The 25,617-nt window shown below is 70.4% G+C and carries 24 protein-coding genes; 10 read left to right on the top strand and 14 right to left on the bottom strand.

Annotated features, from left to right (window positions below):
- Positions 1-118: 118 nt before the first annotated feature.
- Positions 119-922, bottom strand: a complete 804-nt coding sequence (locus GC203_RS16685) for a universal stress protein (protein ID WP_293456845.1) — start codon at positions 920-922, stop codon at positions 119-121.
- A 64-nt stretch (positions 923-986) separates the two neighbouring features.
- Complete coding sequence (locus tag GC203_RS16680; protein ID WP_293456842.1) at positions 987-1,988, bottom strand: sodium:calcium antiporter; 1,002 nt, start codon at positions 1,986-1,988, stop codon at positions 987-989.
- A gap of 229 nt (positions 1,989-2,217) precedes the next feature.
- Between GC203_RS16680 and GC203_RS16675 the strand changes: the two genes are divergently transcribed.
- On the top strand, positions 2,218-2,865 hold the full coding sequence (locus GC203_RS16675; protein WP_293456839.1) for a PEPxxWA-CTERM sorting domain-containing protein: 648 nt from the start codon (positions 2,218-2,220) through the stop codon (positions 2,863-2,865).
- Between the two features lie 28 nt (positions 2,866-2,893).
- On the opposite strand, the gene GC203_RS16670 is transcribed toward GC203_RS16675, so the two are convergent.
- A complete protein-coding gene (locus GC203_RS16670; RefSeq protein ID WP_293456836.1) occupies positions 2,894-4,306 on the bottom strand; it encodes a M48 family metalloprotease in 1,413 nt (470 codons plus the stop codon).
- Positions 4,307-4,394: 88 nt separating this feature from the next.
- Between GC203_RS16670 and GC203_RS16665 the strand changes: the two genes are divergently transcribed.
- Both GC203_RS16665 and GC203_RS16660 read left to right on the top strand, forming a co-directional pair.
- Complete coding sequence (locus GC203_RS16665; RefSeq protein ID WP_293456833.1) at positions 4,395-5,216, top strand: uracil-DNA glycosylase; 822 nt, start codon at positions 4,395-4,397, stop codon at positions 5,214-5,216.
- 77 nt (positions 5,217-5,293) lie between these two features.
- A complete protein-coding gene (locus tag GC203_RS16660; RefSeq protein WP_293456830.1) occupies positions 5,294-6,892 on the top strand; it encodes a lytic transglycosylase domain-containing protein in 1,599 nt (532 codons plus the stop codon).
- Here GC203_RS16660 and GC203_RS16655 read toward each other — a convergent pair.
- Positions 6,800-7,246 carry a cell wall biosynthesis glycosyltransferase gene (locus GC203_RS16655; protein WP_293456827.1) on the bottom strand — a complete coding sequence of 149 codons (447 nt, stop codon included), beginning with the start codon at positions 7,244-7,246 and terminating at the stop codon, positions 6,800-6,802. The two genes, GC203_RS16660 and GC203_RS16655, sit on opposite strands and share 93 nt — an antisense overlap.
- A gap of 77 nt (positions 7,247-7,323) precedes the next feature.
- On the opposite strand from GC203_RS16655, the gene GC203_RS16650 reads away from it, so the two are divergent.
- Both GC203_RS16650 and GC203_RS16645 read left to right on the top strand, forming a co-directional pair.
- A complete protein-coding gene (locus GC203_RS16650; protein WP_293456824.1) occupies positions 7,324-8,418 on the top strand; it encodes a PA0069 family radical SAM protein in 1,095 nt (364 codons plus the stop codon).
- Positions 8,419-8,539: 121 nt separating this feature from the next.
- Positions 8,540-9,106, top strand: coding sequence for a PEPxxWA-CTERM sorting domain-containing protein (locus tag GC203_RS16645; protein ID WP_293456822.1), 567 nt, complete (start codon positions 8,540-8,542; stop codon positions 9,104-9,106).
- Here the strand turns inward: GC203_RS16645 and GC203_RS16640 are convergent.
- Both GC203_RS16640 and GC203_RS16635 read right to left on the bottom strand, forming a co-directional pair.
- Positions 9,103-10,173, bottom strand: a complete 1,071-nt coding sequence (locus GC203_RS16640; RefSeq protein WP_293456819.1) for a glycosyltransferase family 2 protein — start codon at positions 10,171-10,173, stop codon at positions 9,103-9,105. The two genes, GC203_RS16645 and GC203_RS16640, sit on opposite strands and share 4 nt — an antisense overlap.
- A complete protein-coding gene (locus GC203_RS16635; protein WP_293457032.1) occupies positions 10,170-11,399 on the bottom strand; it encodes a class I SAM-dependent RNA methyltransferase in 1,230 nt (409 codons plus the stop codon). Before GC203_RS16635 ends, GC203_RS16640 begins: the two co-directional genes overlap by 4 nt.
- A 206-nt stretch (positions 11,400-11,605) precedes the next feature.
- Between GC203_RS16635 and GC203_RS16630 the strand changes: the two genes are divergently transcribed.
- Positions 11,606-12,208 (top strand): glycine zipper 2TM domain-containing protein, encoded by a 603-nt coding sequence (locus GC203_RS16630; protein ID WP_293456816.1) that lies wholly within the window; start codon positions 11,606-11,608, stop codon positions 12,206-12,208.
- Here GC203_RS16630 and GC203_RS16625 read toward each other — a convergent pair.
- The 4 genes from GC203_RS16625 to GC203_RS16610 form a co-directional block, all read right to left on the bottom strand.
- Complete coding sequence (locus tag GC203_RS16625) at positions 12,205-12,933, bottom strand: TlyA family RNA methyltransferase (protein ID WP_293457029.1); 729 nt, start codon at positions 12,931-12,933, stop codon at positions 12,205-12,207. The genes GC203_RS16630 and GC203_RS16625 overlap by 4 nt on opposite strands.
- Positions 12,930-14,684, bottom strand: a complete 1,755-nt coding sequence (locus GC203_RS16620) for a class I adenylate-forming enzyme family protein (protein WP_293456813.1) — start codon at positions 14,682-14,684, stop codon at positions 12,930-12,932. The genes GC203_RS16625 and GC203_RS16620 overlap by 4 nt, the downstream gene beginning before the upstream one ends.
- 115 nt (positions 14,685-14,799) lie before the next feature.
- Positions 14,800-16,317 carry a peptidase S10 gene (locus GC203_RS16615; protein ID WP_293456811.1) on the bottom strand — a complete coding sequence of 506 codons (1,518 nt, stop codon included), beginning with the start codon at positions 16,315-16,317 and terminating at the stop codon, positions 14,800-14,802.
- Positions 16,318-16,434: 117 nt separating this feature from the next.
- The gene (locus GC203_RS16610; protein ID WP_293456808.1) at positions 16,435-16,944 is read right to left on the bottom strand and encodes a hypothetical protein; all 510 of its coding nucleotides are present in this window, start codon (positions 16,942-16,944) and stop codon (positions 16,435-16,437) included.
- Positions 16,945-17,173: 229 nt separating this feature from the next.
- On the opposite strand from GC203_RS16610, the gene GC203_RS16605 reads away from it, so the two are divergent.
- Positions 17,174-18,226: a hypothetical protein gene (locus tag GC203_RS16605; RefSeq protein WP_293456805.1), complete on the top strand. Its 1,053-nt coding sequence runs from the start codon at positions 17,174-17,176 to the stop codon at positions 18,224-18,226.
- Positions 18,227-18,415: 189 nt separating this feature from the next.
- Positions 18,416-18,790 (top strand): glycine zipper 2TM domain-containing protein, encoded by a 375-nt coding sequence (locus GC203_RS16600; RefSeq protein ID WP_293456802.1) that lies wholly within the window; start codon positions 18,416-18,418, stop codon positions 18,788-18,790.
- 37 nt (positions 18,791-18,827) lie between these two features.
- Here GC203_RS16600 and GC203_RS16595 read toward each other — a convergent pair whose 3' ends face one another.
- Complete coding sequence (locus GC203_RS16595; RefSeq protein ID WP_293456799.1) at positions 18,828-19,349, bottom strand: ACT domain-containing protein; 522 nt, start codon at positions 19,347-19,349, stop codon at positions 18,828-18,830.
- Positions 19,350-19,515: 166 nt separating this feature from the next.
- On the opposite strand from GC203_RS16595, the gene GC203_RS16590 reads away from it, so the two are divergent.
- Together GC203_RS16590 and katG are read left to right on the top strand one after the other, a co-directional pair.
- The gene (locus GC203_RS16590; protein WP_293456796.1) at positions 19,516-20,229 is read left to right on the top strand and encodes a methyltransferase; all 714 of its coding nucleotides are present in this window, start codon (positions 19,516-19,518) and stop codon (positions 20,227-20,229) included.
- 215 nt (positions 20,230-20,444) lie between these two features.
- A complete protein-coding gene (gene katG / locus GC203_RS16585) occupies positions 20,445-22,679 on the top strand; it encodes a catalase/peroxidase HPI (protein WP_293456793.1) in 2,235 nt (744 codons plus the stop codon).
- Between the two features lie 73 nt (positions 22,680-22,752).
- Here katG and GC203_RS16580 read toward each other — a convergent pair whose 3' ends face one another.
- From GC203_RS16580 to GC203_RS16570, 3 genes are all read right to left on the bottom strand, one after another.
- Positions 22,753-23,367, bottom strand: coding sequence for a PEPxxWA-CTERM sorting domain-containing protein (locus GC203_RS16580; RefSeq protein WP_293456790.1), 615 nt, complete (start codon positions 23,365-23,367; stop codon positions 22,753-22,755).
- Positions 23,368-23,472: 105 nt separating this feature from the next.
- Positions 23,473-24,354 carry a hypothetical protein gene (locus GC203_RS16575; protein ID WP_293456787.1) on the bottom strand — a complete coding sequence of 294 codons (882 nt, stop codon included), beginning with the start codon at positions 24,352-24,354 and terminating at the stop codon, positions 23,473-23,475.
- A 131-nt stretch (positions 24,355-24,485) separates the two neighbouring features.
- Positions 24,486-25,617 (bottom strand): class I tRNA ligase family protein (locus tag GC203_RS16570; protein WP_293456784.1); only part of this gene is annotated, 1,132 nt, incomplete at its 5' end.

The following is a 25,617-nucleotide window of genomic DNA, read 5'->3' as shown; positions in this document are numbered from 1 at the left end:
CGGAGCCCCTATCCTTCGGGGTCTTATCGGGATGTCACACTACGGCGGTCAAGCGCGAAGCGGGCGATCCCGCCTGCAGGCCGGCGCATTCGACGGGTGTTGTGGCGTCGCGGGCGCGTCAGTGGCTGAACAGCACGTGGACCTTGGCCGAGCCTAGCAGGCCGCTCGTGACGCCCCCCAGGATCAGCTCCCGGGCGCGGGGGCTGCCGTAAGCGCCCGTGACGATCAGGTCGGCGCCCGCCGCCTCGGCGGCCCCGAGCAGGTCGTCGGCGACACGGCGGCGTTCGCGCAGGCGGCGATCGGCGACGGCGGCCACCCCGTGGCGCTGCAGGCGGCGCACCACGTCCTCAAGCCCGTCGTCGGCGCCCGCCGGGAGCTCCGGCACGAAGCGCACGACCCGCACCTCCGTGGCGCGCTCCAGCAGCGGCAGGGCGTCCCAGACCGCGCGCCGCGCCTCCCGGGTGTTCTTCCAGCCGACGATCACCCGCTCGGCGTCGAGCGGCGACGCATCCAGCGGTTGGACCAGCACAGGCGCGCCGGCGGCGAGAACCAGATCGTCGGGGCGGGCGAACGCCTCCGGGGCGTCCATCTCGGCCGCGCGGCTCGCGACGATCAGGTCGGCTCCGCACGCGGCGTCCGCGAGGGCCTGCGCGGGGCGGCGCGCCTCCCTGCGCCAGACGGCCTCCCTCAGGTCCGGCGTCGCCTCTCGGAACATGGCCTCGGCGGCCGCGAGCTCCTCGTCGATCCACGCCTTGAGGTACTTGCCGGCCATGCCCGTGCGATCGGGCATCGGGTTGAATTCGACCGCGCCGACGCCGATCAGCGCCGCGTCCAGCCGCTGGGCCAGTTGCGCCGCGTTTCGCAGGCGCGAGGCTCCCTCCGCGGTCGAGTCCACATGGACGAGCAGGGTTCGGTAGTCCATCGCACACCTCCGGACGGCCATGTCCAAACCTGCGGGCCATGGCGGCGGCCCGCCATGACCAGGATCAAGTCCCGGCCTGCGCGAACAGCAGGTAGGCGTTGAGGCCATAGGCCGCGAGCAGGGCCAAACTCACCCAGCTCATCATGCCGGCGGGTCGGGACGCCGGCCGATAGATCAGGCCCGCCGTCACCAGCCCGGTCATCAGCAGCGCGGTGATGACGGTGGCGAGATGGTGTGGCGAGGCGGCGCCGAACAGCGGCCCCTCGACGTAGGCCACGTCGTCCACCACCAGCGCCATCATGTTGAAGAGGTTGCTGCCCAGGAGCGCGGCGACGGCCATGTCGACCACTCCGATCCTCACGGCCGACAGGGTCACGACCAGTTCCGGCAATGAGGTCGCCGCCGCGAGGAACAGCGTGCCGACCAGCGTGCGGCTCCACCCCATGGCCTCGGCGAGCCGCTCCGCTGCGCCGGGCAGGAAGACGCCCGCCGCCACGACGAAGGCGGCGCAGACCAGATAGCCGGCCACCGCCCTCGGAAGCGTGATCTCGGGGTATCGCGCGGCGGCCGGCTCGGGCGGCTCGATCAGCGCGCGGCGCTCATAGGTGAAGATCGTTCGAAGCGCCAACAGGTAGATCGGCGCGATCGCGAGGGTGACCGGGCTGACCGGCAGGCCCCACGACGCGGCCGGCGCCACCAGGCTCAGCCCGACCAGGCTGAGAAGCACGACACTGTAGCCCGCCGACAGCGCATGACCCTGCGAGGCCCGCGTGAACATGCAGGCCGGCCGGTAGGCGAGATCCATGACGCTCAGCAGGGCGAGGTTGAAGACGCAGCTGCCCAGCGCGTCGCCGATGGCGAGGTCCGGCGCGCCGGTGATGCGCACGGCGCTGACCCCGGTGACGATCTCGGGAAGCGAAGTGACGGTCGCCACCAGCGCCAGGCCGATCCAGCTGCCGGACAGGCCCGTGCGTTCGGCGATCACGTCGCCGAACTGCAGCAGCCAGAAGCCGGAAACGGCGATCACGGCGGCCAAGGCGACGAACGAAATCCAGGCGATCGGCAAGTCGGCGTCCTATTCCGCTGCGCGTCCGCGATTGGCGACCATGGCGGGCCGCCGCGTCAAGGCGCCGGCCGGCGCCCGCGCACCCGGATAGGGCGACATCCGGGGCGCGAGTTCGCCCCGCGCGCGAGCCGCCTTGCCCATTTCCGCGGCCGCCCGTTCAATGCTCGCGAAGCGATGGACACGGATTGCTTCCCATAGACACGGAAACTGTCACCGGGGGTTCAATCCAATGAAGATTCATCTGCTTGCAGGCGCCGTCCTGGCGTCGGCGCTTTGCGCGTCGGCGGCCAACGCCGACAGCTACTTTTTCAACGTCACCTACAGCGGCGGCGGTGTCGGGGTCCAGGACCTCGGCAGCGACGACATCCTCTCCACGACGATGTTCGCCGGCGACGACTTCACCTACACGCTGACCGCCGACGGCGCCGGCGAGTGGAAGGTGCTGACCGCCGACGAAGTCTTCCCGCTGATCGCCCTGCCCACCAACGAATCCGCCGACCGGAACGTCGACTTCACCCTGACGCTCTTCAACGACGGCGCGTCGGTGTTTTCCACGTCGGGCAACGAAAACGTGTCCGAGGTCCACATCGGCACCAACAGCCTCGCGCTGACGCCGGGGCTGATCTTCGACCAGTGGGTCCTGAACGTCGTGCTCAACAGCGCCTTCGAAGTCGGCACCTCGACGCCGACCGACACGACGCCGGGCGAAATTCTCCCCATCTTCGGCCCGGCCGACGTCAACCGGCCCGACGTGGTCTCCTATTCGGCGACCGGCTTCACCGCCGGCGTGCCGGAGCCGGCGGCCTGGGCGCTGATGATCGCGGGCTTCGGCATGGCGGGGGCCATGGTGCGCCAGAAGCGTCGCGCCTTCGCCTGACAACTCGCGGGAGCGGAAGGCGCCGCCCCTAGCGGTCGCCTTCCACCACGAGCTTGACCAGCCGGTCCGGCCCGACCGGCTCGCCGGGCGTCAGGCCGTTGAGCATCTCGAACCGCTCCAGCGGCGCGGGGCCGGCCATGCGCGCCGAAAGGCTGTCGGCCGTGTCGCCGTCGCGCACCGGGATCACCACGATCCGGCGAGGACCGCCGCCGACCCTCTCGCCGGGCGGGAGCCGCCGGAACGAGGCGTACATCGGCTCGAACCGCCACGCCTCGGCTTCCGGCGCGATGGTGGCGAAGTGGTAGACGTGGTCGGCGCCCAGGGCGAAGGCCACCACCGTCACCTGCATGCGCCCCTGCCGGGTCCACGCGTGCGCAGCCAGCAGCACGGTGTTGAGATCGTTGACCCTCCGGCGCTCGGGCGGGTCGAGTTCCACCGGCGTGCGGCCGGCCACACCGGCCAGCACCTGGCGGGCATAGTCCTCCAGCCTCGACGCCGACGCGGTCCCCGAGGCGAACTCCCCGCGCATCCCGTCCGGCCCGGCGATCACCACGCCGCCGCTGGCTTCCTGGAGACGGAACCCCTCCGGGGCCTCGAACGCGAGCCGCAGCCAGGGCTGCACGTAGGACCGCCCCTCGATCAGGCTGCGGCCCAGCGCATCGCCGTAGGCCAGGCCGTCCATCGCCACGAGATAGGTCGGCCCCTTGATTTCCAGCGGCCGGTCCACCGGGATCATGGCCGCCGCATCCGCGGCGCGGCGGATGCGATCGCTGGTGAGCGGGTGGGTGCTGGCCCACACCGGGATGTCGCGCGCGCCCTGCCCCACCCTCGCCTCGAACTGGTCCTCGCGCTCCAGGTCGCCCAGCAGGTCGGCCAGGGCCTGCGGGGCGTAGCCGGCCAGCGGGAGGTAGCGCAGCGACAGGCTGTCGGCCTCGTACTCCTGGCTGCGCGAGTAGCCGAGGTTGCTCAGCTTGGCGACCTTGCCCGCCACGTCGCCCGCCAGGTCCGACTTGGTCACCGCCCCCACCAGCGCCGCCGCCAGGCCGGTCAGCGCCTCCCGGGACTGCTGGCGCTGGGCATGGTTCGCCGCCACGTGCCCGACTTCGTGGCCCAACACGGCGGCCAGCTCGGCCTCGGAGTTCATCACCGCCAGCAGGCCGCGGGTGATATAGATGTGGCAGCCCGGCGGAGCGGCGAAAGCATTGACGGCCGGATTGTCGACGATGGTGAAGGCGCAGCGCCCGCCCAGGCCCGCCGCCTCGGCCATCCGCTCGCCGATCCGCGAGACATACTCCGACTGCGGGCCTTCGTAGGCGCCGCCCGCCGCCTGGAGGATCTGGGCCTGTTGCGCGCGCTCGGCGCGGCTGACCTGCGCAACGGCCGGGCCGGCGAGCGCCATCGCCAGTCCCGCCAGCAGGCCCGCGGCCGTCCTCATGCGCATTTGCGGTCTCTCCTTGCGGTCACGGGCTGACAAGCGCGCCGCTTCGGGCGAAGAGTGGCGCAAGCCTCGACCGGAGTGAACAGCCGCCATGCCGCCGGCCGCCGACGGCCCCGACAGCCGCCTCGCCGAAAGCCTGCTCGCCTTCTGGGCGGATGCGGGGGTCGACGCCATGCTGCTGGACGCGCCCCTCGACAGGATCGAGGCCGGGAAGATCGCCCCGCCCCCGCGGCCGGCGCCGATCGCCGCGCCGGTGGCGCCCGTCGCGCGCGCCGGCCAGCCCGACATCTCCGGCGCGGTCGCCCAGGCGAAGGCGGCCGCCGCGGCCGCGGCCGACCTCGACGCCCTGGTGGCCGCCATCGCCGCGTTCGAGGGCTGCCCCCTGCGCTTCGAGGGCGCGGCCACCAAGGCGGTGGTCTATCGTGGCGATCCGCAGGCGCCGGTCATGGTGATCGGCGAAGGCCCGGGCGCCGAGGAGGATATCCAGGGCAAGCCCTTCGTGGGCCGCGCCGGAAAACTGCTCGATCGGATGGTGGCGGCCGCGGGCCTGGAGGACCGCGTGTTCATCACCAACACCGTCTTCTGGCGTCCGCCGGGCAACCGCACGCCGACACCGGCCGAGCAGGCGGTCTGCGCGCCGTTCCTCGAACGCATCATCGCGCTGGTGCGGCCGAAGATGCTGTTGCTGGCCGGCGGCGCCTCGGCGAAGTCGCTGCTGAAGCGGGAGGAAGGCATCCTGTCGATGCGGGGCCGCTGGTTCGAATGGCGCGCCTCGGACGGGGCGATGGAACTCCCGGCCATGCCGACCCTGCACCCGGCCTTCCTGCTGCGCCAACCCGGCGCGAAGAAGCGGGCGTGGGCCGACCTGCTCACCCTGACCGAAAGGCTTGATCGGCCCGAGCGGCCCCACTAGCCTCCGCCTCCGGGGACTCGAGAATTAAGGACCCGCGTTCAACAGGCGTTAGGCCTGCGCGTGGATATGGGGGCCGCATGACGCTCGAAAAGCGCCTGCGCGTCGGGGTGTTCTCCCTCGTCGCTGCTGTCTCGATCGCCAGCGTTGCGGCGGCCGACACGCTCAAGGCCCTCTCCGACACCGACGCGCGCGCCTACGCCGCCGCCTTCCAGGCCGTGGACGACGGCGACTTCGTGGGCGCCCAGCTCCAGGCGTCCCAGATCCGCGACAAGTCGCTCACCGGCTATCTGTCCTTCGGCGCGCTCATGCACCCGACGGCGCACACCGCCAGCTTCGACGAACTTTGCGGCTGGCTGGCGCGGTTCCGCGACCTGCCCCTGGCCGGGCGGGTCTTCTCGCTGGCGTCCAAGCGCAAGCCGTCCGAAGCCGAGGCGCCGCCCGAACCGCAGGTGGCGTTGACCGAGCCGCCCGACAGCGCGCTCACCCGGCCCGCGCGGGAGGCCTTCTATTCCGGCGATCCCGAGACGGCGTTCAAGCTGGCGGTCGACGTCGGCGAGGGCTGGATCGCGGGCCTCGCCGCCTGGCGCATGGCCGACTACGCCCAGGCCCAGACCTATTTCGCCCAGGTCGCCAACGATCAGGACGACGACCCCTGGCTGCGCTCCGCCGGCGCCTACTGGGCCTCGCGGGCCTCGACGGCTCTGGGCGACGCCGCCAGCGCCACCGCTTTCCTTCACCTCGCCGCCCAGGCTCCGCAGACGTTCTACGGCATGCTGGCGGCGCGACAGGTGGAGATGGCCGCCGCGGGCGCGCCCACGGGCGAGCTGGCGCCGGCGGCCTACGTCGCGCCGGATCCGAGCCTGGCGCGGTTCGTCGAGGAGGACCCGCGCGCGCACCGGGCCGCCGCCCTCGCACAGGTCGGCCGCGCGGCGGAAGCCCAGCAGGAACTTCGCACCGGTCTCGCCCTGGCCCGGTCGGCCGAGGAGCGCCAGGCCTGGAACGCGCTGATCGCCGCCCTCGGCCCCACGATCGGGCCGCGCGCCGGCCAGCCGCGATACCTGACCCTGGGCGACTATGAGGCGCCCGCGCTGCACCCCAACGGCGGCTTCACCATGGACCGCGCGCTCGTTTACGCGATCGTCCGCCAGGAGAGCCGGTTCAATCCCCGCGCCCGGTCTCACGCCGGCGCGTTCGGCCTCATGCAGGTGGTCCCGGCTTCGGCGACGCAGGTCACCGGGGACCGGCGCTTCCGCCGGAGCCCTCGCCTCCTGCTCAATCCGGCGGTGAACCTCGAGGTGGGCCAGGAGTATCTGGGCTATCTGATGCGGCGCGGGGTCGGGCCCGACATCCTGCGCATGGTCGCGGCCTACAACGGGGGACCAGGCGCGGTGCTCAAGACCGTCGCCATGGTCGGCGACGACGATCCCTTGCTGCTCATCGAATGCCTGCCGGCCTACGAGACGCGCGACTACGTCGAGAAGGTCATGGCCGCCTACTGGACCTACAAGCGCCTGTTCGGCGAAGAGCCACGCACCCTTGACGCCCTGGCGGCCGGGGCCTCGCGGGTCGACGTGGCTCTCGACCTACCCGATGCGCCGGACGCGCAGCCCGAGCTCGCGCCGCAACCGCTGCAGATCGGCGCCTCGGCGCCCCTCCAGGCGGCGGCGTTCGACTAGCACTCCGAACGGGCGGCGGCCGAACAATCCGACGTCGGCGAGGCCGCTGACGACCGCCGGCTCGCCGCCGCGGCCCAGGTGGCCCTCCAGCGATCCGATCCAGCCGTCGCGCAGGCGGAAGTCGGCCGGCAGGATCAGGAGCTGGTCGGCCCGCGCCGCCACGGCGCCGGCTTCGAGCGTCGGATGGGCCTCGGCCCCCGTCTCCTCGCACAGCGCGCCGATCTGGGGCGCGCCCTCGGCCGCCACGATCTGGACCTGCCGGACCAGGCCGTCGACGGCGCCGGCGGTGAGCTGGGCCAGCAGCGCCGGCAGCCCCTGCGCGCCCTCCCGCGCGTCGATGATCACCGTGAGCATCGTTTCGTCAGACCGTGCTTCGGCGGAGGGCGTCAAGAGTTCTTGTTTCGTTCTATCCATTTCCCTATGCTCGGGCCATGTCGTCCGGCTTCACCTCCCAGATCCCCAACGCCGCCCGGGGCCGCGGCGCCCGCTCGAACGCCACGGGCCGCTACGAGACGCAGGTGCGCGAGGCGTTCGACGACGGCTGGACGGGCGACGACGACGGGCCGGGACAGATCCAGACCACGCTCACGGCCGAGAAGGCCCGGGTCATCATCAGCCACAACGACAGCCCCGACGTGGGCTTCTCGGCGTCGATCAATCCCTACCGGGGCTGCGAGCACGGCTGCATCTACTGCTACGCGCGCCCGGCCCACGCCTACATGGGCCTGTCGCCGGGCCTGGATTTCGAATCCAAGCTCTTCTTCAAGCCCGAGGCGGCGAAGTTGCTGGAGGCGGAACTCTCCAAGCCCAGGTACAAGCCCGAGTTCATCCACATCGGCGGCAACACTGATCCCTACCAGCCGCAGGAGCGGAGCCTGCGCGTGACGCGCGGCGTGATCGAGGTGCTCGTCCGTTTCCGCCATGCCTTCACGGTGATCACCAAGTCGGCGCTGATCCTGCGCGATGTCGATCTCCTGGCCGAGGCCGCCGCCGAAGGTCTGGCGCGGGTCGCCGTCTCGATCACCACATTGGACCGCAAGCTGGCGCGGTCGATGGAGCCGCGGGCGGCCACGCCCCAGCGCCGCCTGGACGCCGTGCGCGGACTGAGCGCCGCCGGCGTGCCGGTGAGCGTGATGTTCGCCCCCTGCATCCCAGGTCTCAACGACCACGAGATGGAGGCCGTGCTGGAACAGGCCGCCGAGGCGGGCGCCTCCGGCGCCGGCTACGTCGCCCTGCGCCTGCCCATGGAGATCAAGGACCTGTTCCGCGAGTGGCTGGAGAGCGACCATCCCGACCGCGCGCGCCGCGTCATGTCGCTGGTGCGCCAGATGCGCGGCGGCAAGGACTACGACCCTGAGTGGAGGCAAAGGATGCGCGGCGGCGGGCCTGTCGCCGACCTGATGGCGGCGCGGTTCAAGGCGGCGCAGCGGAAGTTCGGCCTGGATCGGCCGTGGGAGCCCCTCTCCATGGAGAAATTCCGAGTCCCGCCGAAAGCGGGCGACCAGATCGACCTTTTCGGGACCTAGGCGTCACCGAACGATGCTCGCCTGACAGGGGTATGCAATTTACCTCCCGATGCGATCTGGTAGCGTTCAATTGGCGCGTCTGCGGAACTGCGGTCGCCGTGCAATCGATGGGGGGCTTTCGATGCAAACGAAGGGACTGAAGGGGCTGCTGGCCTCGGCGGCGGTCGCCGCGACGATGGGCCTGGGCGCCGTCGCTCACGCCGACCCCGTGTTCGATCCGAACGACTTCTACGTTGTCGAGACCGCGGGCCAGTACACGGTCTTCAACAACTCCGACGACTGGTACATCTACGCCTTTTCCGTCACCAACCCGGATGCGTACTACGGCTATGCATGGACTGACCGCGACGATTGGAGCGCCTACTCGTGCACCGGCAGCTGCTCGGGTCCCTTGGAAACGCCCTTCTACAGCTATTACGACTATCGGTTCGACGGCCACCTCAATGACACAGCGGCCAACCTGATCGCGCCCCACACCTCGAGCGGCCAATTCTACTTCTCGACGGCGGTCGCCAGCACCTACGCCATCAGCATCTTCGACGGCTCGAACAGCTTTCAAACATTCACTGGCGAGGCGCGCGCACCCGGAGGCGGCGTCCCCGAACCCGCGACATGGGCGCTGCTGATCCTGGGCTTCGGCGCGACCGGGGCCCTGGCGAGGCGAAGGCGGCGGATCGAGGTCGCCTAGAGGCGCGACGGGTCGACCTCTTGCATGAACCCTTCGGCCTGCAGGCGTTCCATCGCCTGCACGGCCAAGGCGTGGTCGCCGCCCAGGGCGGCGACGGTTTCGGCCAGCATCAGAGCATAGTGGCAGGTCGTCAGAGGCCTCGCCGCGGCCAGTAGCATGCGCGCGACCTCAGCCTCGCGTGGACGCAGGTCCCGGCTGCGGCCATCGGCCTTCCGTGTCAGCCTGAACCGCCGGCCGGGCAATTTGGCCAAGGTCACCGCATCGGGCGCCATGCGCCAGACCTTCCAGTTCTGGTTCAACAGAACCCGATGGCGTTCACTCAGCGCGACCTGACCGGACCAGCCCTTGAGCCGGGTGAAGATGGCTTCCAGGACCGCTACACGGCGCGAGTAGCCGATCGTCGATCCGATCTGGCTACCGGACCACAGGTTGTAGCGCACGATCGCCTCGGGCACGTGCCGGAAGGCCATGCCCATGAGGGCGGCGATGGCGCTGTATTCCACATCGGTCGCGACCGGCCGCCCGGGGAACCAGGCTTGCGCCGCCTGGAGCCGCTCGGCGGCCGCGCGCCGGATGAGGTAGAGATGCGGCGGATACCAAGCGCCCGCCAGCGTGCGCGCGAGCTGGTCGTCGTCTTGCCGCAACCTGTGCGGCAAGAGCCGCGGGGGCTGACCCGGCGCCATGCGCGCCTCGACCCAGTCGCCATAGGCGATGTCGATCGCGGGATCGGCCTGCATGGCGGCGGCCTGCAGCGCGATCTTGGTGGGCGCCAGTTCGTCGTCGGCGTCGAACCATTGGATGAAGTCGCCACCCGCCAGGCTGAAACCCAGGTTGCGGGCGTGGTTCACGCCCTGCTCCGCGCAGGTCAGGACCTGGAACGGTCGGCCCTGCCCTTCGAGCACGTCACGCGCCGTCGCCAAGCTGCCGTCGGTGGAGTTGTTGTCGACGAAGATGATCTCCAGGTTCGGCCACGTCTGGCCCAGCACCGACTTCAGGGCCGGGCCGAGCATGGCGCCAGCGTTGAAGCAGGGGATGATCACCGACACGAGCGGCGGGTCGGTCGTCATCTCGAGAACACCGCCGCCAGCTCGATATGCGGCGACCAGAGGAACTGGTCGACCGGAAGCACCCGCTCCAGTCGAAAGCCGGCGTCGATCAGGGTGCGCGCGTCGCGGGCGAAGGTGGCCGGATTGCAGGAGACGGCGATGACCCGCGCCACGCCCGATCGCGCCAGCTCCGCCGTCTGTTCGGCCGCGCCCGCCCGCGGCGGATCGAAGACGGCGACGTCGACGCGCTTGAGCTCCTCGGCCAGCACAGGGCGCCGCGCGAGGTCGCGCGCCTCGGCGGTCACGCCCTTCAGGCCCGGCGCCGAGGCCAGCGCGCCAGTCAGGGCCTGGATCGCCTCGGCGGCGAAGTCGGCGGCGTAGACCGGGGCGATCTCGGCCAGCCGGAAGGTGAAGGTGCCCACGCCGCAGTAGAGGTCGGCGATCCGCGCCGCGCCGGCCGCCGCCTCGGTCGCGAACGCCGCCATCGCGGCCTCGGCCTCGACGGTCGCCTGCAGGAACGCGCCTGGCGGAAGCGAAACGACCACCGGCCCCAGGCGCACCCGCGGCGCGCCGATCATGTAGGCCGCCTCACCCGCCAGGGTGACGCGGGCGAAATCGGCCGCGGCTGCGCGCTCGGCCACCTGCATGCGGGCGTCGGCCGACAGGCCGCCGCTCTTCGCCTCGACGCCCGTGATGTCGATGTCCAGGCCGGCGTCGGTCAGCGTAAGGTGCAGCGTCGGCGCCGACTTCGGATGTTCGAACAGGGGCGCCGCCAGCCGCTTCAGCGCCGGCAGGGCCGCCGTGATCCGCGGGTCGGCGACCGGACAGGCCCGGATGTCCACGAGGTCCCACGAGCGACGCGTCTTGTAGCCGAGGCGCGCGCCGTCGGGCCCGCCCCGGCGGGCGTGCAGCGCCACGCGCCGCCGCGTGCCCGGAGCGGCCGCGAAGGGGGCGAGAATCTCGGTCTCGATGTGTTGGCGCGCGAGGGTGACGCCCAGGCGCTCCACCTTCCAGGCCAGGTACGAACCGTGCGCCCAGTGCTGCAGGGCGCAGCCGCCGCAGGCGCCGAAATGGGGACAGGCCGGCTCGATGCGCTCGGCGCTGGGCTCCAGCACCTCGACGAGTTCGCGGCGCTCGCCGGAACCCTGCGCCCGCACCCGCTCGCCCGGCAGCGTGAACGGCACGAAGACCGGGCCGGCCGCCACGCCGTCGCCTTCTCCGCCCAGGGATTCGATGCGCAGCTCCACCGGCGGGCCGGGCGTCGGCCGGGGATTCGGCCGGCCCTTGGCCCGGCGCGCGGGCGGCCTCATGCGCGCCCCGCGATCAAGGTCTTGGTTCGGCCAAAATGAACGAACATGAACGAGTTTCTCAACAGCCGTTCAGCTTCGCCGACGCATCTTCACGGTCAGGCTTGCCGTAAGGCGGGCTAAAGGGTCGAGCAGAGGGATACCTAATGTCCAAGCGTGTCACCATCGCCAAGGCCGGAGCCGCCGCCCTCGCTGGCGTGATCGCGCTGGCCTCGTCCGCAGCGGCCGTGGCCCAGACCTCACCCTACACCGCTCAGAGCTCCAACGGTTACTACTACGATCCGTGCAAGCGCGACGCGACCCAGCGCGGCACCGCCGGCGCGCTGATCGGCGGCGGCATGGGCGCGGTGATCGGCTCGAACGCCGCGGCCCGCAACGCCCGCACCGAGGGCGCCATCCTGGGCGGCCTGCTGGGCGCCATCGCCGGCGGCGTGATCGGCAACAAGACCGCGGCCTGCACCTCGGCCCCGCCGCCGCCGCCGCCGCCGGTGGCCACGAACTACGAGACGCGCGAGCCCTACTACAACCGCGACGCCTACGCCGACGCCGCGGCCGACCAGGCTCGCGAGGACGCCGCGCGCCGGGACGACGCATGGGCCGACGAGCGCCGCCGCGTCGAGGACCGCAAGCCCGACGCGGACGATTGCACCCTCGCCGAGAGCCCGATCTACATGCCCGACGGCCGGACCCAGACCCGCTTCGTGCGCGTCTGCCGCGACGCGACCGGCCGCTACGCCGTCGTCGACTAGGCCCGCCGCGCCCAGACCAGGAACTCACGGTTGCCGTCGGCGCCCGTGATCGGGCTGTCCGCGGTCGCCTGAACGGTCCAGCCGCTTGCCTGAAGGAACGCCTCGACGTCCGCCAGCGCGTCGGCGCGGGCGGCCGGATCGGCGACAACGCCGCCCTTGCCCACGCGGGCCGGCCCGACCTCGAACTGCGGCTTCACCAGGGCCACGAGGTCGGCGCCCGGCGCGGCCAGGGCCAGCGCGGCCGGCAGCGCCTTGGCCAGCGAGATGAAGCTGACGTCGGTGACGATCAGGCCCGGAGCCTGCGGGATCAGCGCGGCGGTCAGGTCGCGGGCGTCGACGGCCTCCAGGCTCACCACGCGCGGATCGGCCGCCACCTTCGGATGGAGCTGGCCTCGGCCGACGTCGACGGCGTAGACGCGCGCCGCGCCGCGGGAGAGGCAGACCTCGGTGAAGCCGCCGGTCGAGGCGCCCAGGTCCAGCACGATCCGGCCCTCGACGGCGATCGGCCAGGCGTCGAGGGCGTGGACCAGCTTGAGCGCCCCGCGCCCCACCCAGGGATGGGCCGCCACGGCCTCGATCGTCGCGTCGTCGGCCAGCAGGTCCGAGGCCTTGGCCACCGGCCGGCCGTCGGCGGTCACCCCGCCCGCCTCGATCGCCGCGCGGGCCTTGGCGCGGCTCTCGAACAGGCCGCGCGCGACCAGCAGGAGATCGGCGCGGGTCTTCAGGCCGTCTCTTCCTGGAAGAGCTTCTTCAGCTCGCTCTTCAGGATCTTGCCGTTGGGGTTCCGCGGCAGGGTTTCGTGCCAGAACTTGACCGCGATCGGCACCTTGAAGGCGGCCAGGTGCTCGGCCACGTGGGCCCGCAGATCGGCCTCGGTGGCCTCCGCGCCCGGCTTCAGCGTCACGACGGCGGCCGGCTCCTCACCGAGAATGCGGTGGGGCACGCCCACGATCGCGGCGTCCATCACCGCCGGATGGTCGTAGAGGACGTTCTCGATCTCGACGCAGTAGATGTTCTCGCCGCCGCGGATCAGCATGTCCTTGGCCCGGTCGAGGATGTAGCAGAAGCCCTCCTCGTCCAGCTTGGCCAGGTCGCCCGTGCGCACCCAGCCGTCGACGAAGGTCTGGGCCGTGGGCTCGGGCTTGTTCCAGTAGAGCTTGGCGTTCATCGGCCCCTTGGACCACAGCTCGCCCATCTGGCCGGGCGGCAGGATGGTCTTGCCGTCGGCCGGATCGCGGATCTGCAGCTCGGCGACGGCGGCGGCGGGGCCGCAGCTGTCGGGGCGGTTCAGATAGTCCTCGCCGGAGTTGGAGGTGACCGTGGCGCAGGTCTCGGTCATGCCCCAGCCCTGCCCCGACTGCGATTTCGGGAAGGTCTCGCGCAGCCGCCGCACCAATTCCGGCGCCGAGGGCGCGCCGCCGTAGCTGACCGCCTCCAGCGATGACAGGTCGTAGTTGGCCCGCGCCGGATGCTCGATCAGCTGCCAGGCGATGGTGGGCACGCCGCCCGCCGCCGTCACCTTCTCGCGCTCGATCAGCTCGAAGGCGCGGATCGGGTCCCACTTGTACATCAGGACCAGCTTGGCCCCGGCGAACACCGACGGGTTCAGGACGGCGAAGCAGCCGGTCACATGGAAGAACGGCACCGACAGCAGGCTCGAACGCTGCGGCGCGTCGGGATCGGGCGCCGGCGGCATCTCGCCCTTGCGCAGGAAGACGCGCGCGGCCGCGGCGCCGGCGGTGATGATGTTGGTGTTGATCGCCCGGTGGGTGGCGAGCGCGCCCTTCGGCCGGCCGGTCGTGCCCGAGGTGTAGAAGATGGTGGCGTCGTCGTCGGTGTCGATCTCGACGGGCGGGATCGGCTGATCGGGCAGAGCCGCCCAGGCGTTCGCCTCGCCCAGCACGGCCTCCAGCTTGGTGACGTAGGGATGGGCGATCTCGTCGGGCTCGCGGCTGACGTACACGCGCTTGAGCTCGGGGCAGTTGTGGAAGTGCTCGGAGAGCCGCTGGAAGCGCTCAGCGTCCATCACCGCGACCTTGGTGCCGGAATCGGTCAGGCCGTATTCCAGTTCCGGCCCGGTCCACCAGGCGTTCAGCGGGGTGACGATCGCGCCGATCGAGGCGGCGGCGTAGAAGGCCACCACCCATTCCGGCAGGTTGCGCATGATCACCGCCACCCGGTCGCCCTTGGCGACGCCCTGGGCCTGGAGCTCCTTGGCGAAGGCCGCGACGGCGCGGTGGAAGGCCTCGTAGGAGACGCGCTCGTCCTCGTAGACCAGGAAGATCTTCTCGCCATGGCCCTTGGCCATCTCGGCCACGGCGCGCAGCGTCGGCGGCTGGTTCTTCCAGACCTTGTACGTGACGCCCCGGATCGCCGCCTCGCCCACCTCGGTGGGCAAGCCGGGCTGGCCCATCATGGCGTGCGCCTGCTGGATGGACATGGCGGGCCAGCCGGCCGGCAGGATGGCCTCGGACATTGAGCGTATCTCCCGTGTCTGCGCGCCGGAATCCCGCCCGGGCGTCAACTTGGGTGAACAACCATAACCCAGCGTCAGAGGCAAACGCCCGTTCGAGACCGTCGTGCGGTCTGGATCAGCCGCCCGCGCCGAACAGCGCCATCACGTCCTTGCGGAAGCTCTCCATGCTGCCCGGACGGCTGTAGAACATGTGGCCGCCGGGGTAGAGCGACAGGCGCACACGGTCCGGATCGCCCATCTGCGGCATCTGATCGAGGATCAGCTTCGAGGCGAAGTACGGGCAGCTCAGGTCGTCGTAGCCGTGGACGATCAGCACCTTCATCTTTGGGTCGGCGGCGACGGCCTGGCGCAGGTCGGCGACGGACTCGACGTCGTTGTACCAGCCCTTCTCCCAGTTCTCGTTCACGTCGTTGGAGAGCGCGTTGTAGCGGGCCTCGACCTTCCAGCCGACGGTGCGGGTGGTGAAGTCGACCACGGCGGCCGTGGTGGTGGCGACGATGGTGTCGAGGATCGGGTCGCCCGTGCGCTGGCGCGGCGACCAGGGGAACGGGTCCCAGCCGGTGACATTGGTGTCGTAGACGCTCGGCAGCTTGCCCTGGTCGCGATAGAGCTCGCGCAGGTAGGCGCCGCCGTCGATGCGGCCGCCCATCCGCTTCACCAGCGTCGGGTCGAGGCCCGAGTACTTGGTGACGTGGTCGATGACGCTCTGCAGCGCCGCCGGGTCGGAGCGGCCCTTCAGCAGGTCGACCGCGAACTCGCCGCGCGCGTAATTCTCGACCTCAGCCATGGTCTGCGCATTCAGCGTCTTGCCCTGGCGCTCGTAGTTGGCCGCGGCCATCGACGGCAGGCTGACGATGTAGGGCAAGGGCGAGATATCCTCGGCCGACTGGGTGCGCGCGTCGAGGAACGGCGAGACCATGATCACGCCGCGCATGCCGACGCCGATCTCGGTCTGGAGATAGCGGGCGATGGCCGGCGCGCGGAAGCCGCCGTAGCTCTCGCCGACCACGTACTTGGGCGAGGCCATGCGGCCGTTCTTCACCAGCCAGTCGAAGACGATGCGCGACAGGTAGGCGACGTCGGACTTCACCTGGAAGAAGTCCTTCTTGGTCTCGTCCTTGCCCTCCAGCGAGCGCGAGTAGCCGGTGCCGACCGGATCGATGAACACGAGGTCGGTGAAGTCGAGCCAGGTGCCGGGGTTGTCGCCCAGGCGCACCGGGTCGGACGGGCTGTCGCCCTGGGCGCCGAACTGCACCCGCTTGGGCCCGATGGCGCCCATGTTGAGATAGACCGAGGCCGCGCCCGGCCCGCCGTTGAAGGCGAAGGTGATGGGCCGTTCGCCCGCGTTCTGGCCGTCGAGGACGTAGGCGGTGAAGACCACCTCGGCGATCTTCTTGCCCTTCTCGTCGCGCACCGGCAGCGAGCCGACGGTGGCGGTGTAGCTGAGCGTCTTGCCGGCGACGTGGGTGACCTGCTTCACCGTGGCGTCGGCCGGGAACGGCGGCAGGTCAACCTTGTCCTTGGCCTCGTCCTTGGCGGCCGCGGCGGGCTTGTCGTCAGCCAGTGCGGCGGCGCCCGCGAAATTCAGCGAGAGACCGGCGGCGACCGCCGCGGCCAGCATCCATCTGTGCATGTTTCCTGCCCCTCTCCCTGGGAAGCGGGCACGCTATCGCGGGTCTCGCCCGAAGCCGAGCAATTTGCGGCTAACGGTGATTTTCGTGCCGGCGCGCCGACGGGGGGCATGTTGAGTTCAGGACGTGTCCTCCCCTTCCCCGGCGGGAAGCTCTCGCCATCGGGCGGCGAGGCCGGCGGGCAGGCCCAGGACGTGGCAGACGTCGGCCACGTGGGCGTCGAGGGGAACCTGAGTGTAGTCGATGGTGGCGTCGAGGTCGCAGAAGGCCTCCACGAGGTCGTCGCGATAGCTCTCGCGCTCGTCCTCGCGCTCGGTGAAGGCGTCGATCACCCGGCAGACGGCGGGGTTCAGCTCGCGGATGCGGCGCTTGATCCCGAAGGGGCTGGGCTCGGCCAGGCGCGGCCGCTCGGCGAGGCGGCGGACGCGGCCCTCGGCCAGCCGGGCCTTGATGGCGAGCGTCTGGCGGACCGAGCGGGCCATGCGCTGGTAGTTGCGGATGTGTCCGGCCAGCTCGGCCGGATCCTCGGCGGCCATGGCGGCGCCGTGGGCCTTGCGGGCCAGTTCGAGGTCCATCTCGGCCAGCTCGGCGAGGATGGCCTCGGCGCGGTCGGTGGCGGCCTCGGACATGATCGCGAGGGGAACACGGCGGTGCGTCAGGTTCGGACGTAGCGGGGGGTTGGAACCCCGAAAAACACGAACGACACGAAAGGGGGGGAACCACGGATTGCACGGATGACACGGAAGACGCGGGGGTCCGCCGAACGACCCACATCAAAAAAACAAGCGCCACAGCACCAGCAACCTATGGTATGAACGCGCTCTGGGGTTGTGTCAGACGCATCGGGGGAACGCGGACATGTCCAGACTTCTAGCCATAGTCCTGGCCGCCGCCGCCCTGTCGGCGTGCGCGACCGTGCCGGACGTCACGGCGACGTACTACCTGCCCAAGGCCACGACGAAGGTCACGGTCGTCCAGTCCGTGGTCTGCAACAGCGAAGGCAAGCGCGTTTTCTACCATAGCGACGCCAGCCAGGTGACGAGCTTCAGCGCAGATCGGGATCGCGGCCACCCCGTATCCTACAAAGTACTGGACGGGGCCTTCTCGGACAGCAACACCGCCCTGGCGTTCTACGACGATGGACGCCTGAAGGGCGTCAACGCCAGCACAGGCGGCAAGGCTGACGAGATCGCCAAGGCGGCCATAACCGTGGCCAGCATCGCGCTTCCAATATTTGGGCTTACCGAGGAGCCAGCTGCCGAGCAAACGCCCTGCGATGTCATCAAAGCCTGGGGTGGCGGCGATCCCGTAACTCTGAGCTACGGTACAACAATCGACTACGCTCGCGACTTTGCCTCCAGCGACACAATCACGAAGCCGCTCAAGCCCGACCCAGGCAACGACCAGTTCGTCGCAGCAGTGGGTTCCTCGCTCCCGCAGCCGATCTTGGTGGCGACGTTAAAAGACGTCTTGGTGAACCCGGCCCGCTATGAGCCCCCTGAGGACGCTGAGGGAAAGCCCGACAAGAAGGACGTGCTGATCCTGAAGCTGAACGCCACGCGCGAGGTAAAGCTGTCAGTCTCGAACGGCACCGACAAACCCTTCTGGGAGGGGACCGCGTTCGTTCCGGCCGCTGCGGAGCACGACTACGATGTCCCCATCCCGAAGTCCGCGCTCTTCGGCAAGCAGGGGTTCACACTGGCCCTCACCGAAGCCGGCGCGATCACTAGTCTGGGCTACAGCAAGGAAGCCGGCATCGGCGGCGTGCTGAACACTGCCGCCGCGGGCCTCACCGAAGCCAAACCCAAGACGGACGCCGAACGGGCGGCCGAGCTGAAGGGCCAGGCGGATCTCATCGCGCAACAAAAGCGCCTTGTCGCCTGCGAGGCCGGGCTCGAATGCTCGCCTTGAGCCGGCCGGAACCCCACCCTCAAGTTCCATCCGGCCGGGGGAAGCCCCGATATCCTATGCGAAGCTGAGCGCGACCAGGCGACGGGCGATATCACGGCGCGAGTTGGCGGAACCGGGCCGACGCCTTGGCCGTTGGAACAGGCTGCGCCGACGCCGAGGGACCGTGCGGTCGCGCAAAGGGAGTTTCGCATGCGCAAGTTCGCCGTTGCGGCCGTCGCGGCCGCCGCCGCCCTGACCGCCTTGCCCGCCGCGGCCGACCCGCCCCCGTGGGCGCCGGCCCACGGCTATCGCCACAAGGCCGCGCATCGCTATGACGATCGCGGGCGCTATGTGCAGCCGGTCGTCATCAGCCGCAGCGACCGCGTGTGGCGCGGGAACGACGGGCGCTACTACTGTCGGCGCGACAACGGCACCACGGGCCTGGTGATCGGCGCGGCCGTCGGCGCGCTGGCCGGCCGCGAGCTGTCGAGGGGCGGTGACCGCACCCTGGGCACGATCGTCGGCGCGGTGGGCGGCGGCCTGCTGGGCAAGGCGATCGACAGCGGCGACCTGAAGTGCCGCTAGGAGTCTGAGCCCGCAAGCCGGGATGACATGGGAGAGCCTAGGAGCCCGCCGGGGTCAGCGCGGTGTCGACCATGATCTCGGCGGAGATGGCTTCGAGCGCGGCCTGGACCTTGGCGACGGGCAGGCCGGGCGGCAGCCGCAGTTCGGCTTCCATGTTGAACAGGGGCGCGCCGGAGTGGGGCTCGGCGGTGATCTTCGTATCCAAGGCCTCGATGTTGACGTCGAGGCCGCTGAGGACGGTGGTCACCTGGCGCACGATGCCCAGCCGGTCCTGGCCGACCAGGCTGAGGCGCAGCGCCTCCCCGGCCCCGACCCCGCCGTCGACGGCCGGGGCGATCCGCACCTCCAGGCCCTTGGCGTCCACGGCGCGCACGGCGGCGCGCAGGTCGTCGGTCCGGTCGCCGTCCAGCTCGACCAGCACCGAGCCGACATAGAGGCCGCCCAGACGGCTCAGATGGCTTTCGAGCCAGTTGCCGCCGGCCGCGAGCACGGCCTCCGCGAGCGCCTCCGTGAGACCCGGCCGGTCGCTGCCGCTCACGCTCAAGACCACCGACGCCACCGCATCCTCCCGCGTTCCGTCTTTTTCTGTGGCCGCCATCTGTAGGGCCGCGGGGCGCGCACTCAAGGGGCAAGGCCGGTTCGGCGCCGGCCGGACGGAGCCCAATCGGCGGCTAGCGCCCCTCCCGTCACCTGCTAACCTCGCCGGCAAATCCGGGAGAAACGCCATGAGCGCCAGACTTGCCGCCGCCCTCGCCGCCCTGATGCTGGGCGTCTCCGCCCCCGCCGTGACGCTCGCCCAAGGCGGGCCGCCCGCCGACGCCGTGACCGACCCGGCGCTCAAGGGGCCGGAGGTGATCGCCTTCATCGGGGTGAAGCCCGGCGACAAGGTGGCCGACATCGTCTCGGGCCGGTTCGCCCGGGCGCTGGCCGCGGCCGTGGGGCCGAGCGGCAAGCTCTACGCGGTGATGCCCGCCGAGGTGGTGAAGGCGCACCCCGAGGTGTGGCCGATGCTGCAGGCCGGCGCCGCCGCCTCGAACGGCGTGATCGAGGCCAGCGCGCCGCCGGTGAACGCCATGGGCCTGCCGAAGGGCGCCCTGGACGCCGTGTTCATCCGCCAGAACTACCACGACCTCTACGACAAGTTCATGGGCCCGGCCGACGTGCCCGGCTTCAACAAGCAGGTGTTCGACGCGCTGAAGCCCGGCGGCGTCTTCGTAATCCTGGACCACGACGCGCCGGACGCCCCGCTGAGCGTAACGGAGACCCTGCACCGCATCGACAAGGCGCAGGTGATCAAGGACATGACGGCGGCGGGCTTCGTGCTGGACGCCGAGAGCGCCCTGCTGGCCAACCCGGACGACGATCACAGCAAGATGGTGTTCAACCCGCAGATCCGGGGAAAGACCGACCAGTTCCTGCTGCGCTTCAGGAAGCCCTAGAGCCTTCCCGGATCAGGTGGGATCACCTGATCCGGACGAAATCGCTCTGTCTTCAGGCGTTTGGGACGCGCCCCAAGACGCGGAGGCCCTTGCGGGCAACCCCCGCGCGGGCGGTCGGTTCCATAGATTATCCCACTGCTGCGTATAGGGTTTTCCGTTTTGCCGGCGCGGTGCGCGAGGGCCTAGGGTCTGCCTCACGAGATGAGGAGAAGGCCATGGACGACGCACCTTCGAAGGGCGATCCGCTGAGCAACCCGATCAAGACGCCGGCCGCGCTGCGGTCGCTGCTGGGCCGCACCAACCGCGACTGGTGGCCCAACCAGCTGTCGCTGGAGATCCTTCACCAGCAGGGCCTGTCGGGCGACCCGATGGGCGACGACTTCGACTACGCCGCCGCGTTCAAGACGCTGGACTACGCCGCGGTGAAGCGCGACCTGACCGCGCTGATGACCGACAGCCAGCCGTGGTGGCCCGCCGACTATGGCCACTATGGCCCGTTCTTCATCCGCATGGCCTGGCACTCGGCCGGCACCTACCGCACCGGCGACGGGCGCGGCGGGGCCTCGTCGGGCAACCAGCGGTTCGCGCCGCTGAACAGCTGGCCGGACAACGCCAACCTGGACAAGGCGCGGCGCCTGCTGTGGCCGGTCAAGCAGAAGTACGGCGCCAAGCTCTCCTGGGCCGACCTGATGATCCTGGCCGGCAACGTGGCCATCGAGTCCATGGGCGGGCCCACCTTAGGGTTCGGCGGCGGCCGTGAGGACATCTGGGAGCCCGAGAAGGACATCTACTGGGGCACCGAGGAGCAGTGGGTGGGCCAAGGCGCCGAGACCCGCATCCAGCCCGAGAAGGAGATGGCGCTGGAGAACCCGCTGGCGGCGATCCAGATGGGCCTGATCTACGTCAATCCCGAGGGCCCCGGCGGCAACCCCGACCCGCTGCAGTCGGCCCGCGACATCCGCGAGACCTTCGCCCGCATGGCGATGAACGACGAGGAGACCGTGGCGCTGACGGCCGGCGGGCACACCTTCGGCAAGTGCCACGGCGCGGGCGACGCCTCCAAGGTGGGCGCCGAGCCCGAGGGCGCCGACATCGCCCAGCAGGGGCTCGGCTGGGCCAGCACGCACGAGAGCGGCGTGGGCGACCACACCATCACCAGCGGGCTGGAAGGCGCCTGGCCGCCCACGCCCATCAAGTGGTCGATGAACTACTTCCACATGCTGCTCGACTACGAATACGAGCTGGTCAGGAGCCCGGCCGGGGCTCAGCAGTGGCAGCCCAAGAACCCCAAGCCGGAGGACATGGCCCCCGGCGCGCACAGCCCGAACCGGCGCGTGCCGACCATGATGACCACCGCCGACATGGCGTTCCGGGAAGACCCCGAGTACCGGAAGATCAGCGAGCGGTTCCGCAACGATCCGGCCGCCTTCGCCGACGCCTTCGCGCGGGCGTGGTTCAAGCTGACCCACCGCGACATGGGCCCCAAGGCCCGCTACCTCGGCCCCGAGGTGCCCGCGGAAGACCTGATCTGGCAGGACCCGATCCCGCCGGTCGACCACCCGCTGATCGACGCCGCCGACATCAAGGCGCTGAAGGCGAAGATCCTGGACTCGGGCCTGAGCGTCGCCGACCTGGTGAGGACGGCCTGGGCCTCGGCCTCCACCTTCCGCGGGTCGGACAAGCGGGGCGGCGCCAACGGCGCGCGCATCCGCCTGGCGCCGCAGAAGGACTGGGACGTCAACGAACCCCAGAAGCTGGCCAAGGCGTTGAAGGTCTATGAGGACATCAAGGCCGGGTTCGACGCGTCGGCGGGCGGCGGCAAGAAGGTGTCGATCGCCGACCTGATCGTCCTGGGCGGCTGCGCGGCGGTGGAGGCGGCGGCGAAGGCCGGCGGCCACGCGATCGAAGTCCCGTTCACGCCGGGACGCACGGACGCCACGGCCGAGCAGACCGACGCGGCCAGCTTCGAGCCGCTGGAGCCCCGGGCCGACGGCTTCCGCAACTACCTGGCCGTGAAGTTCAGCGTGCCGACCGAGGAACTGCTGGTCGACCGGGCCCAGCTGCTGGGCCTGACCGCGCCGGAGATGACGGTGATGGTGGGCGGCCTGCGGGTGCTGGGCGCCAACCACGGCGGCTCGAAGGACGGCGTCTTCACCGACCGGCCGGGCCAGCTGACCAACGACTTCTTCGTCAACCTGCTCGACATGGGCGTGGCGTGGAAGGAAGTGGACGACACGGGCGACGAGACGTTCGTCGGAACCGACCGCGCCACCGGCAAGCCGAAGTGGACGGCCACGCGCACCGACCTGGTGTTCGGCTCGAACTCGCAGCTGCGGGCGCTGAGCGAGGTCTATGCCTGCGCCGACGCCGGCGGGAAGTTCGTGAAGGACTTCGTCGCCGCCTGGACCAAGGTGATGAACGCCGACCGCTTCGACCTGCCGCGCGCGTAACGGCTCGTTTGGCTTGGAGCGTCCCCACGACCCACGACGGCCCGGCTCGCCGGCGCCGTCGTAGGTCTGCGGATCACGCCTCGTTCGCGGCGGCCGGGGCGGCGTCGACCATGATCTCCGCCGAGGCGCCCTCCTGGGCGAGCCGACGGCGCTGGCGCAAGGCGCCGCCCATGCCCGCGAAGCCCAGCAGCATCAGCGCCCAGGCTGAAGGCTCCGGCACGCCCCCGGGCGCCGGATCCGGGTTGAGGCGCGTGATCGTGCCGCTAGAGGCGCTATCAGCGATGTCCACACAATTGTCCGGCTGAGGACAATAGCGGAGATTATAAGATAACGACTGAAACGTGTTTGACGACGGCGCAAACTTCAACTTGAAGATTTCGTAGTTTGCTTTTACGCTACCAATATATCCCTGATAATACCCATCAATACTAACTCCGTCGATATTTCCAGCCGCGTGAGAGGTCGCCTCTGTGAACTGGCTATAGGGCGGATACTGGAAATCCAGCGCTTTCAAGGACATCTTATTCAAGACATCATCGTAGTTGAGCGAGAACGTGCCCCCCACGGCGAGCCCCAGCGCGGTCGTGGCTTGGAAGCTGTAGTCCTGGACGACGGTCGCCGCGGATGCGGTCCCCGAAATGGCGGCGCTGAGAAGCGCGCCAACGACAGCACACTGAGAAGCCTTCATCTGAAATCCCCGGAACGCGCGACGGCCCGCGCCACAAGCCGGAGCGACGCTGGGCCGGGCGGGGCCGCGTCTCAACTGTAGAAATTTGCCACCGACGCGACGGGGTCAGGTGTCGCTCAGGGCCGCCAGCGTCGCCCTGCGGGTCACGGCGAACAGGGTCGCGTAGTAGCGGGTGGCGTCGTCCGAGAGCGCTGGGGCGATGATCAGCCAGCGGCCGTCGGTCTCCAGAAGCCCCGCGGCCAGACCGTCGCGCAACGTCTGGATCACATGTGCGCGCGAAACGAATCCGGCCCGCGCCAGCGCCGAACGGGACGCGCGGCAACGCCCCAGCAGCCGCACGCGATCGGGCGCTTGCTGCTGGATCAGGACCTCCAGCATTCGCGTCCCGCCGTCTCGGCCCTGGAACAGGCGCACGGGCAGATCCAGGGGAAAGAGGTTCTGCGCCGCGAGCAGACGGCCGACGTGGAACGACGCGCGCCTGAGGAAGCCGACGTCCTCCAGGCGCGACAGCGCCGGGGCGACTTCGGGCGCAATTCGCGAGACCGCCAGAAGGCCCACGGAAAGCACGCCCGTCATGACCGCGCGGAACCTGGGCGTAGGCGCGAGCGGCGTGTTGCGGCCCGGCGTTGCGTCGCCGGCCACGGCGGCGATCAGGCCGTTGGCCATCGCCCGGTGGAGATAGAGCCGCGCCCGCCCCCGGCTGACCTCGCCGCTCCGGATCGGCGGGCTGTTCATGAACGAGGCGGCCGTCAACAGGCCCTGACTGTCGAGCACCGCGACCGAGCCCGACAGCGAGGCGCGCCCCATGTCGCTGATCAGCCAACGCTCCACGAGCGACAGGCCGCTGTAACGCGCCAGATTGGCCGCGGCGTACGCTTCGACCGCGGCGCGGAATCCGGGATGGTCGCGGATCTCGCCGATGTCGGCGGCCGACACCTCGCCGTCCGTCTCAAGGCTCGCGGCGAGCTGAAAGGGGCCCATCGGCACGCCAAGACTCCAAATCGAAGAGCCTCGTCACCCGCCCGCGCCGCATCGCGACGCCTCAGTCAATGCCGAGTGGAGCAGCTTTCACACGGTTTCTGTTATCGACCTGTTACGGGTCGCGCGGAGACAGCCGGTCAGCCCGCGTCGCCGAGGCGTTTGAGGGCGCCTTGCAGCTTGTCGCGGGCGGCCTTGGCGTCGTCGAGGCGCTCGCGGTTCTCCTCGACCACCTCCTCCGGCGCGCGGGCGACGAAGTCGGGATTGCCCAGCTTCTTCTCCAGCTTGTCGATCTCGCCGGTGAGCGAGGCGACCTCCTTGGTCAGGCGCGCGCGTTCGGCGGCGATGTCGATGAACTCGGCCACCGGCAGGGCCAGGGTGACCCCCTGCACGACGAACGGGATCGCGCCGGTCGGGACGGCCTCGACGAAGCCGACGTCGGCCACGCGCAGCAGGCGCTTCACCAGGGCGGCGTTGCGCTCCAGCACGGCGCGCTGGGCCGCGTCGGCGCCCAGGACCAGCAGTTGCGGCTGGGCGGACGGCGGCACGTTGAGGCCCTGGCGGACCGAGCGCCCCTCGGTGATCGCCTCGATCACGAGGCTGACCTCCGCGTCGGCGGCGGCGTCCTCCAGGCTGGCGGGCAGATCGGGCCAGCGGGCGGTCATGAGCTGGCCGGCGGCCGCGCGGGGGGCGCCGAGATCGGCGGTCTTCTCCCACAGCTCCTCGGTGATGAACGGCATGACCGGGTGCAGCAGCTTCAGGATCACGTCCAGCACCCAGGCGGCCGTGGCCTGGGTCTCGGCCTTGGCGGCCGCGTCGTCGCCGGTCAGCAGCGGCTTGGCGAGCTCGACGTACCAGTCGCAGAACTGGTTCCAGATGAAGCGGTAGAGGCCGTTGGCCGTCTCGTCGAAGCCGCAGTCGGCCAGGGCGGCGGTGACGGTCCGCGCCGTGCGGGCGGTCTCGCCCACGATCCAGCGGTTGAGCGGCGCCTTCACCGCGGCCGGGTCGAAGCCCTCGGCGCGGGCGCAGCCGTTCATCTGGCAGAAGCGCGTGGCGTTCCACAGCTTGGTGCCGAAATTGCGATAGCCTTCAATGCGCTGGCGGCTGAGCTTGATGTCGCGCGCCTGGCCCGACATGGCGGTCAGGGTGAAGCGCAGGGCGTCGGCGCCGTAGTCGTCCACCAGCTCCAGGGGGTCCATGACGTTGCCCTTGGACTTGGACATCTTCTTCCCCTCGGCGTCGCGCACGAGGGCGTTGATGAAGACCCGCTTG

The sequence above is a fragment of the Phenylobacterium sp. genome, from assembly GCF_016124325.1.
Taxonomy (GTDB): Bacteria; Pseudomonadota; Alphaproteobacteria; order Caulobacterales; family Caulobacteraceae; genus Phenylobacterium.
The sequence above is the reverse complement of the archived record's forward strand: the minus strand, read 5'-3'. Positions and strand labels throughout refer to the sequence as shown.

Excerpts from the sequence above, each read along its gene's own strand:
- GC203_RS16685 (WP_293456845.1), bottom strand. The coding sequence starts at position 922 with ATGGACTACCGAACCCTGCTCGTCCATGTGGACTCGACCGCGGAGGGA.
- GC203_RS16675 (WP_293456839.1), top strand. The coding sequence starts at position 2,218 with ATGAAGATTCATCTGCTTGCAGGCGCCGTCCTGGCGTCGGCGCTTTGC.
- GC203_RS16670 (WP_293456836.1), bottom strand. The coding sequence starts at position 4,306 with ATGCGCATGAGGACGGCCGCGGGCCTGCTGGCGGGACTGGCGATGGCG.
- GC203_RS16665 (WP_293456833.1), top strand. The coding sequence starts at position 4,395 with ATGCCGCCGGCCGCCGACGGCCCCGACAGCCGCCTCGCCGAAAGCCTG.
- GC203_RS16660 (WP_293456830.1), top strand. The coding sequence starts at position 5,294 with ATGACGCTCGAAAAGCGCCTGCGCGTCGGGGTGTTCTCCCTCGTCGCT.
- GC203_RS16655 (WP_293456827.1), bottom strand. The coding sequence starts at position 7,246 with ATGCTCACGGTGATCATCGACGCGCGGGAGGGCGCGCAGGGGCTGCCG.
- GC203_RS16650 (WP_293456824.1), top strand. The coding sequence starts at position 7,324 with ATGTCGTCCGGCTTCACCTCCCAGATCCCCAACGCCGCCCGGGGCCGC.
- GC203_RS16645 (WP_293456822.1), top strand. The coding sequence starts at position 8,540 with ATGCAAACGAAGGGACTGAAGGGGCTGCTGGCCTCGGCGGCGGTCGCC.
- GC203_RS16640 (WP_293456819.1), bottom strand. The coding sequence starts at position 10,173 with ATGACGACCGACCCGCCGCTCGTGTCGGTGATCATCCCCTGCTTCAAC.
- GC203_RS16630 (WP_293456816.1), top strand. The coding sequence starts at position 11,606 with ATGTCCAAGCGTGTCACCATCGCCAAGGCCGGAGCCGCCGCCCTCGCT.
- GC203_RS16620 (WP_293456813.1), bottom strand. The coding sequence starts at position 14,684 with ATGTCCGAGGCCATCCTGCCGGCCGGCTGGCCCGCCATGTCCATCCAG.
- GC203_RS16615 (WP_293456811.1), bottom strand. The coding sequence starts at position 16,317 with ATGCACAGATGGATGCTGGCCGCGGCGGTCGCCGCCGGTCTCTCGCTG.
- GC203_RS16610 (WP_293456808.1), bottom strand. The coding sequence starts at position 16,944 with ATGTCCGAGGCCGCCACCGACCGCGCCGAGGCCATCCTCGCCGAGCTG.
- GC203_RS16605 (WP_293456805.1), top strand. The coding sequence starts at position 17,174 with ATGTCCAGACTTCTAGCCATAGTCCTGGCCGCCGCCGCCCTGTCGGCG.
- GC203_RS16600 (WP_293456802.1), top strand. The coding sequence starts at position 18,416 with ATGCGCAAGTTCGCCGTTGCGGCCGTCGCGGCCGCCGCCGCCCTGACC.
- GC203_RS16590 (WP_293456796.1), top strand. The coding sequence starts at position 19,516 with ATGAGCGCCAGACTTGCCGCCGCCCTCGCCGCCCTGATGCTGGGCGTC.
- katG (WP_293456793.1), top strand. The coding sequence starts at position 20,445 with ATGGACGACGCACCTTCGAAGGGCGATCCGCTGAGCAACCCGATCAAG.
- GC203_RS16580 (WP_293456790.1), bottom strand. The coding sequence starts at position 23,367 with ATGAAGGCTTCTCAGTGTGCTGTCGTTGGCGCGCTTCTCAGCGCCGCC.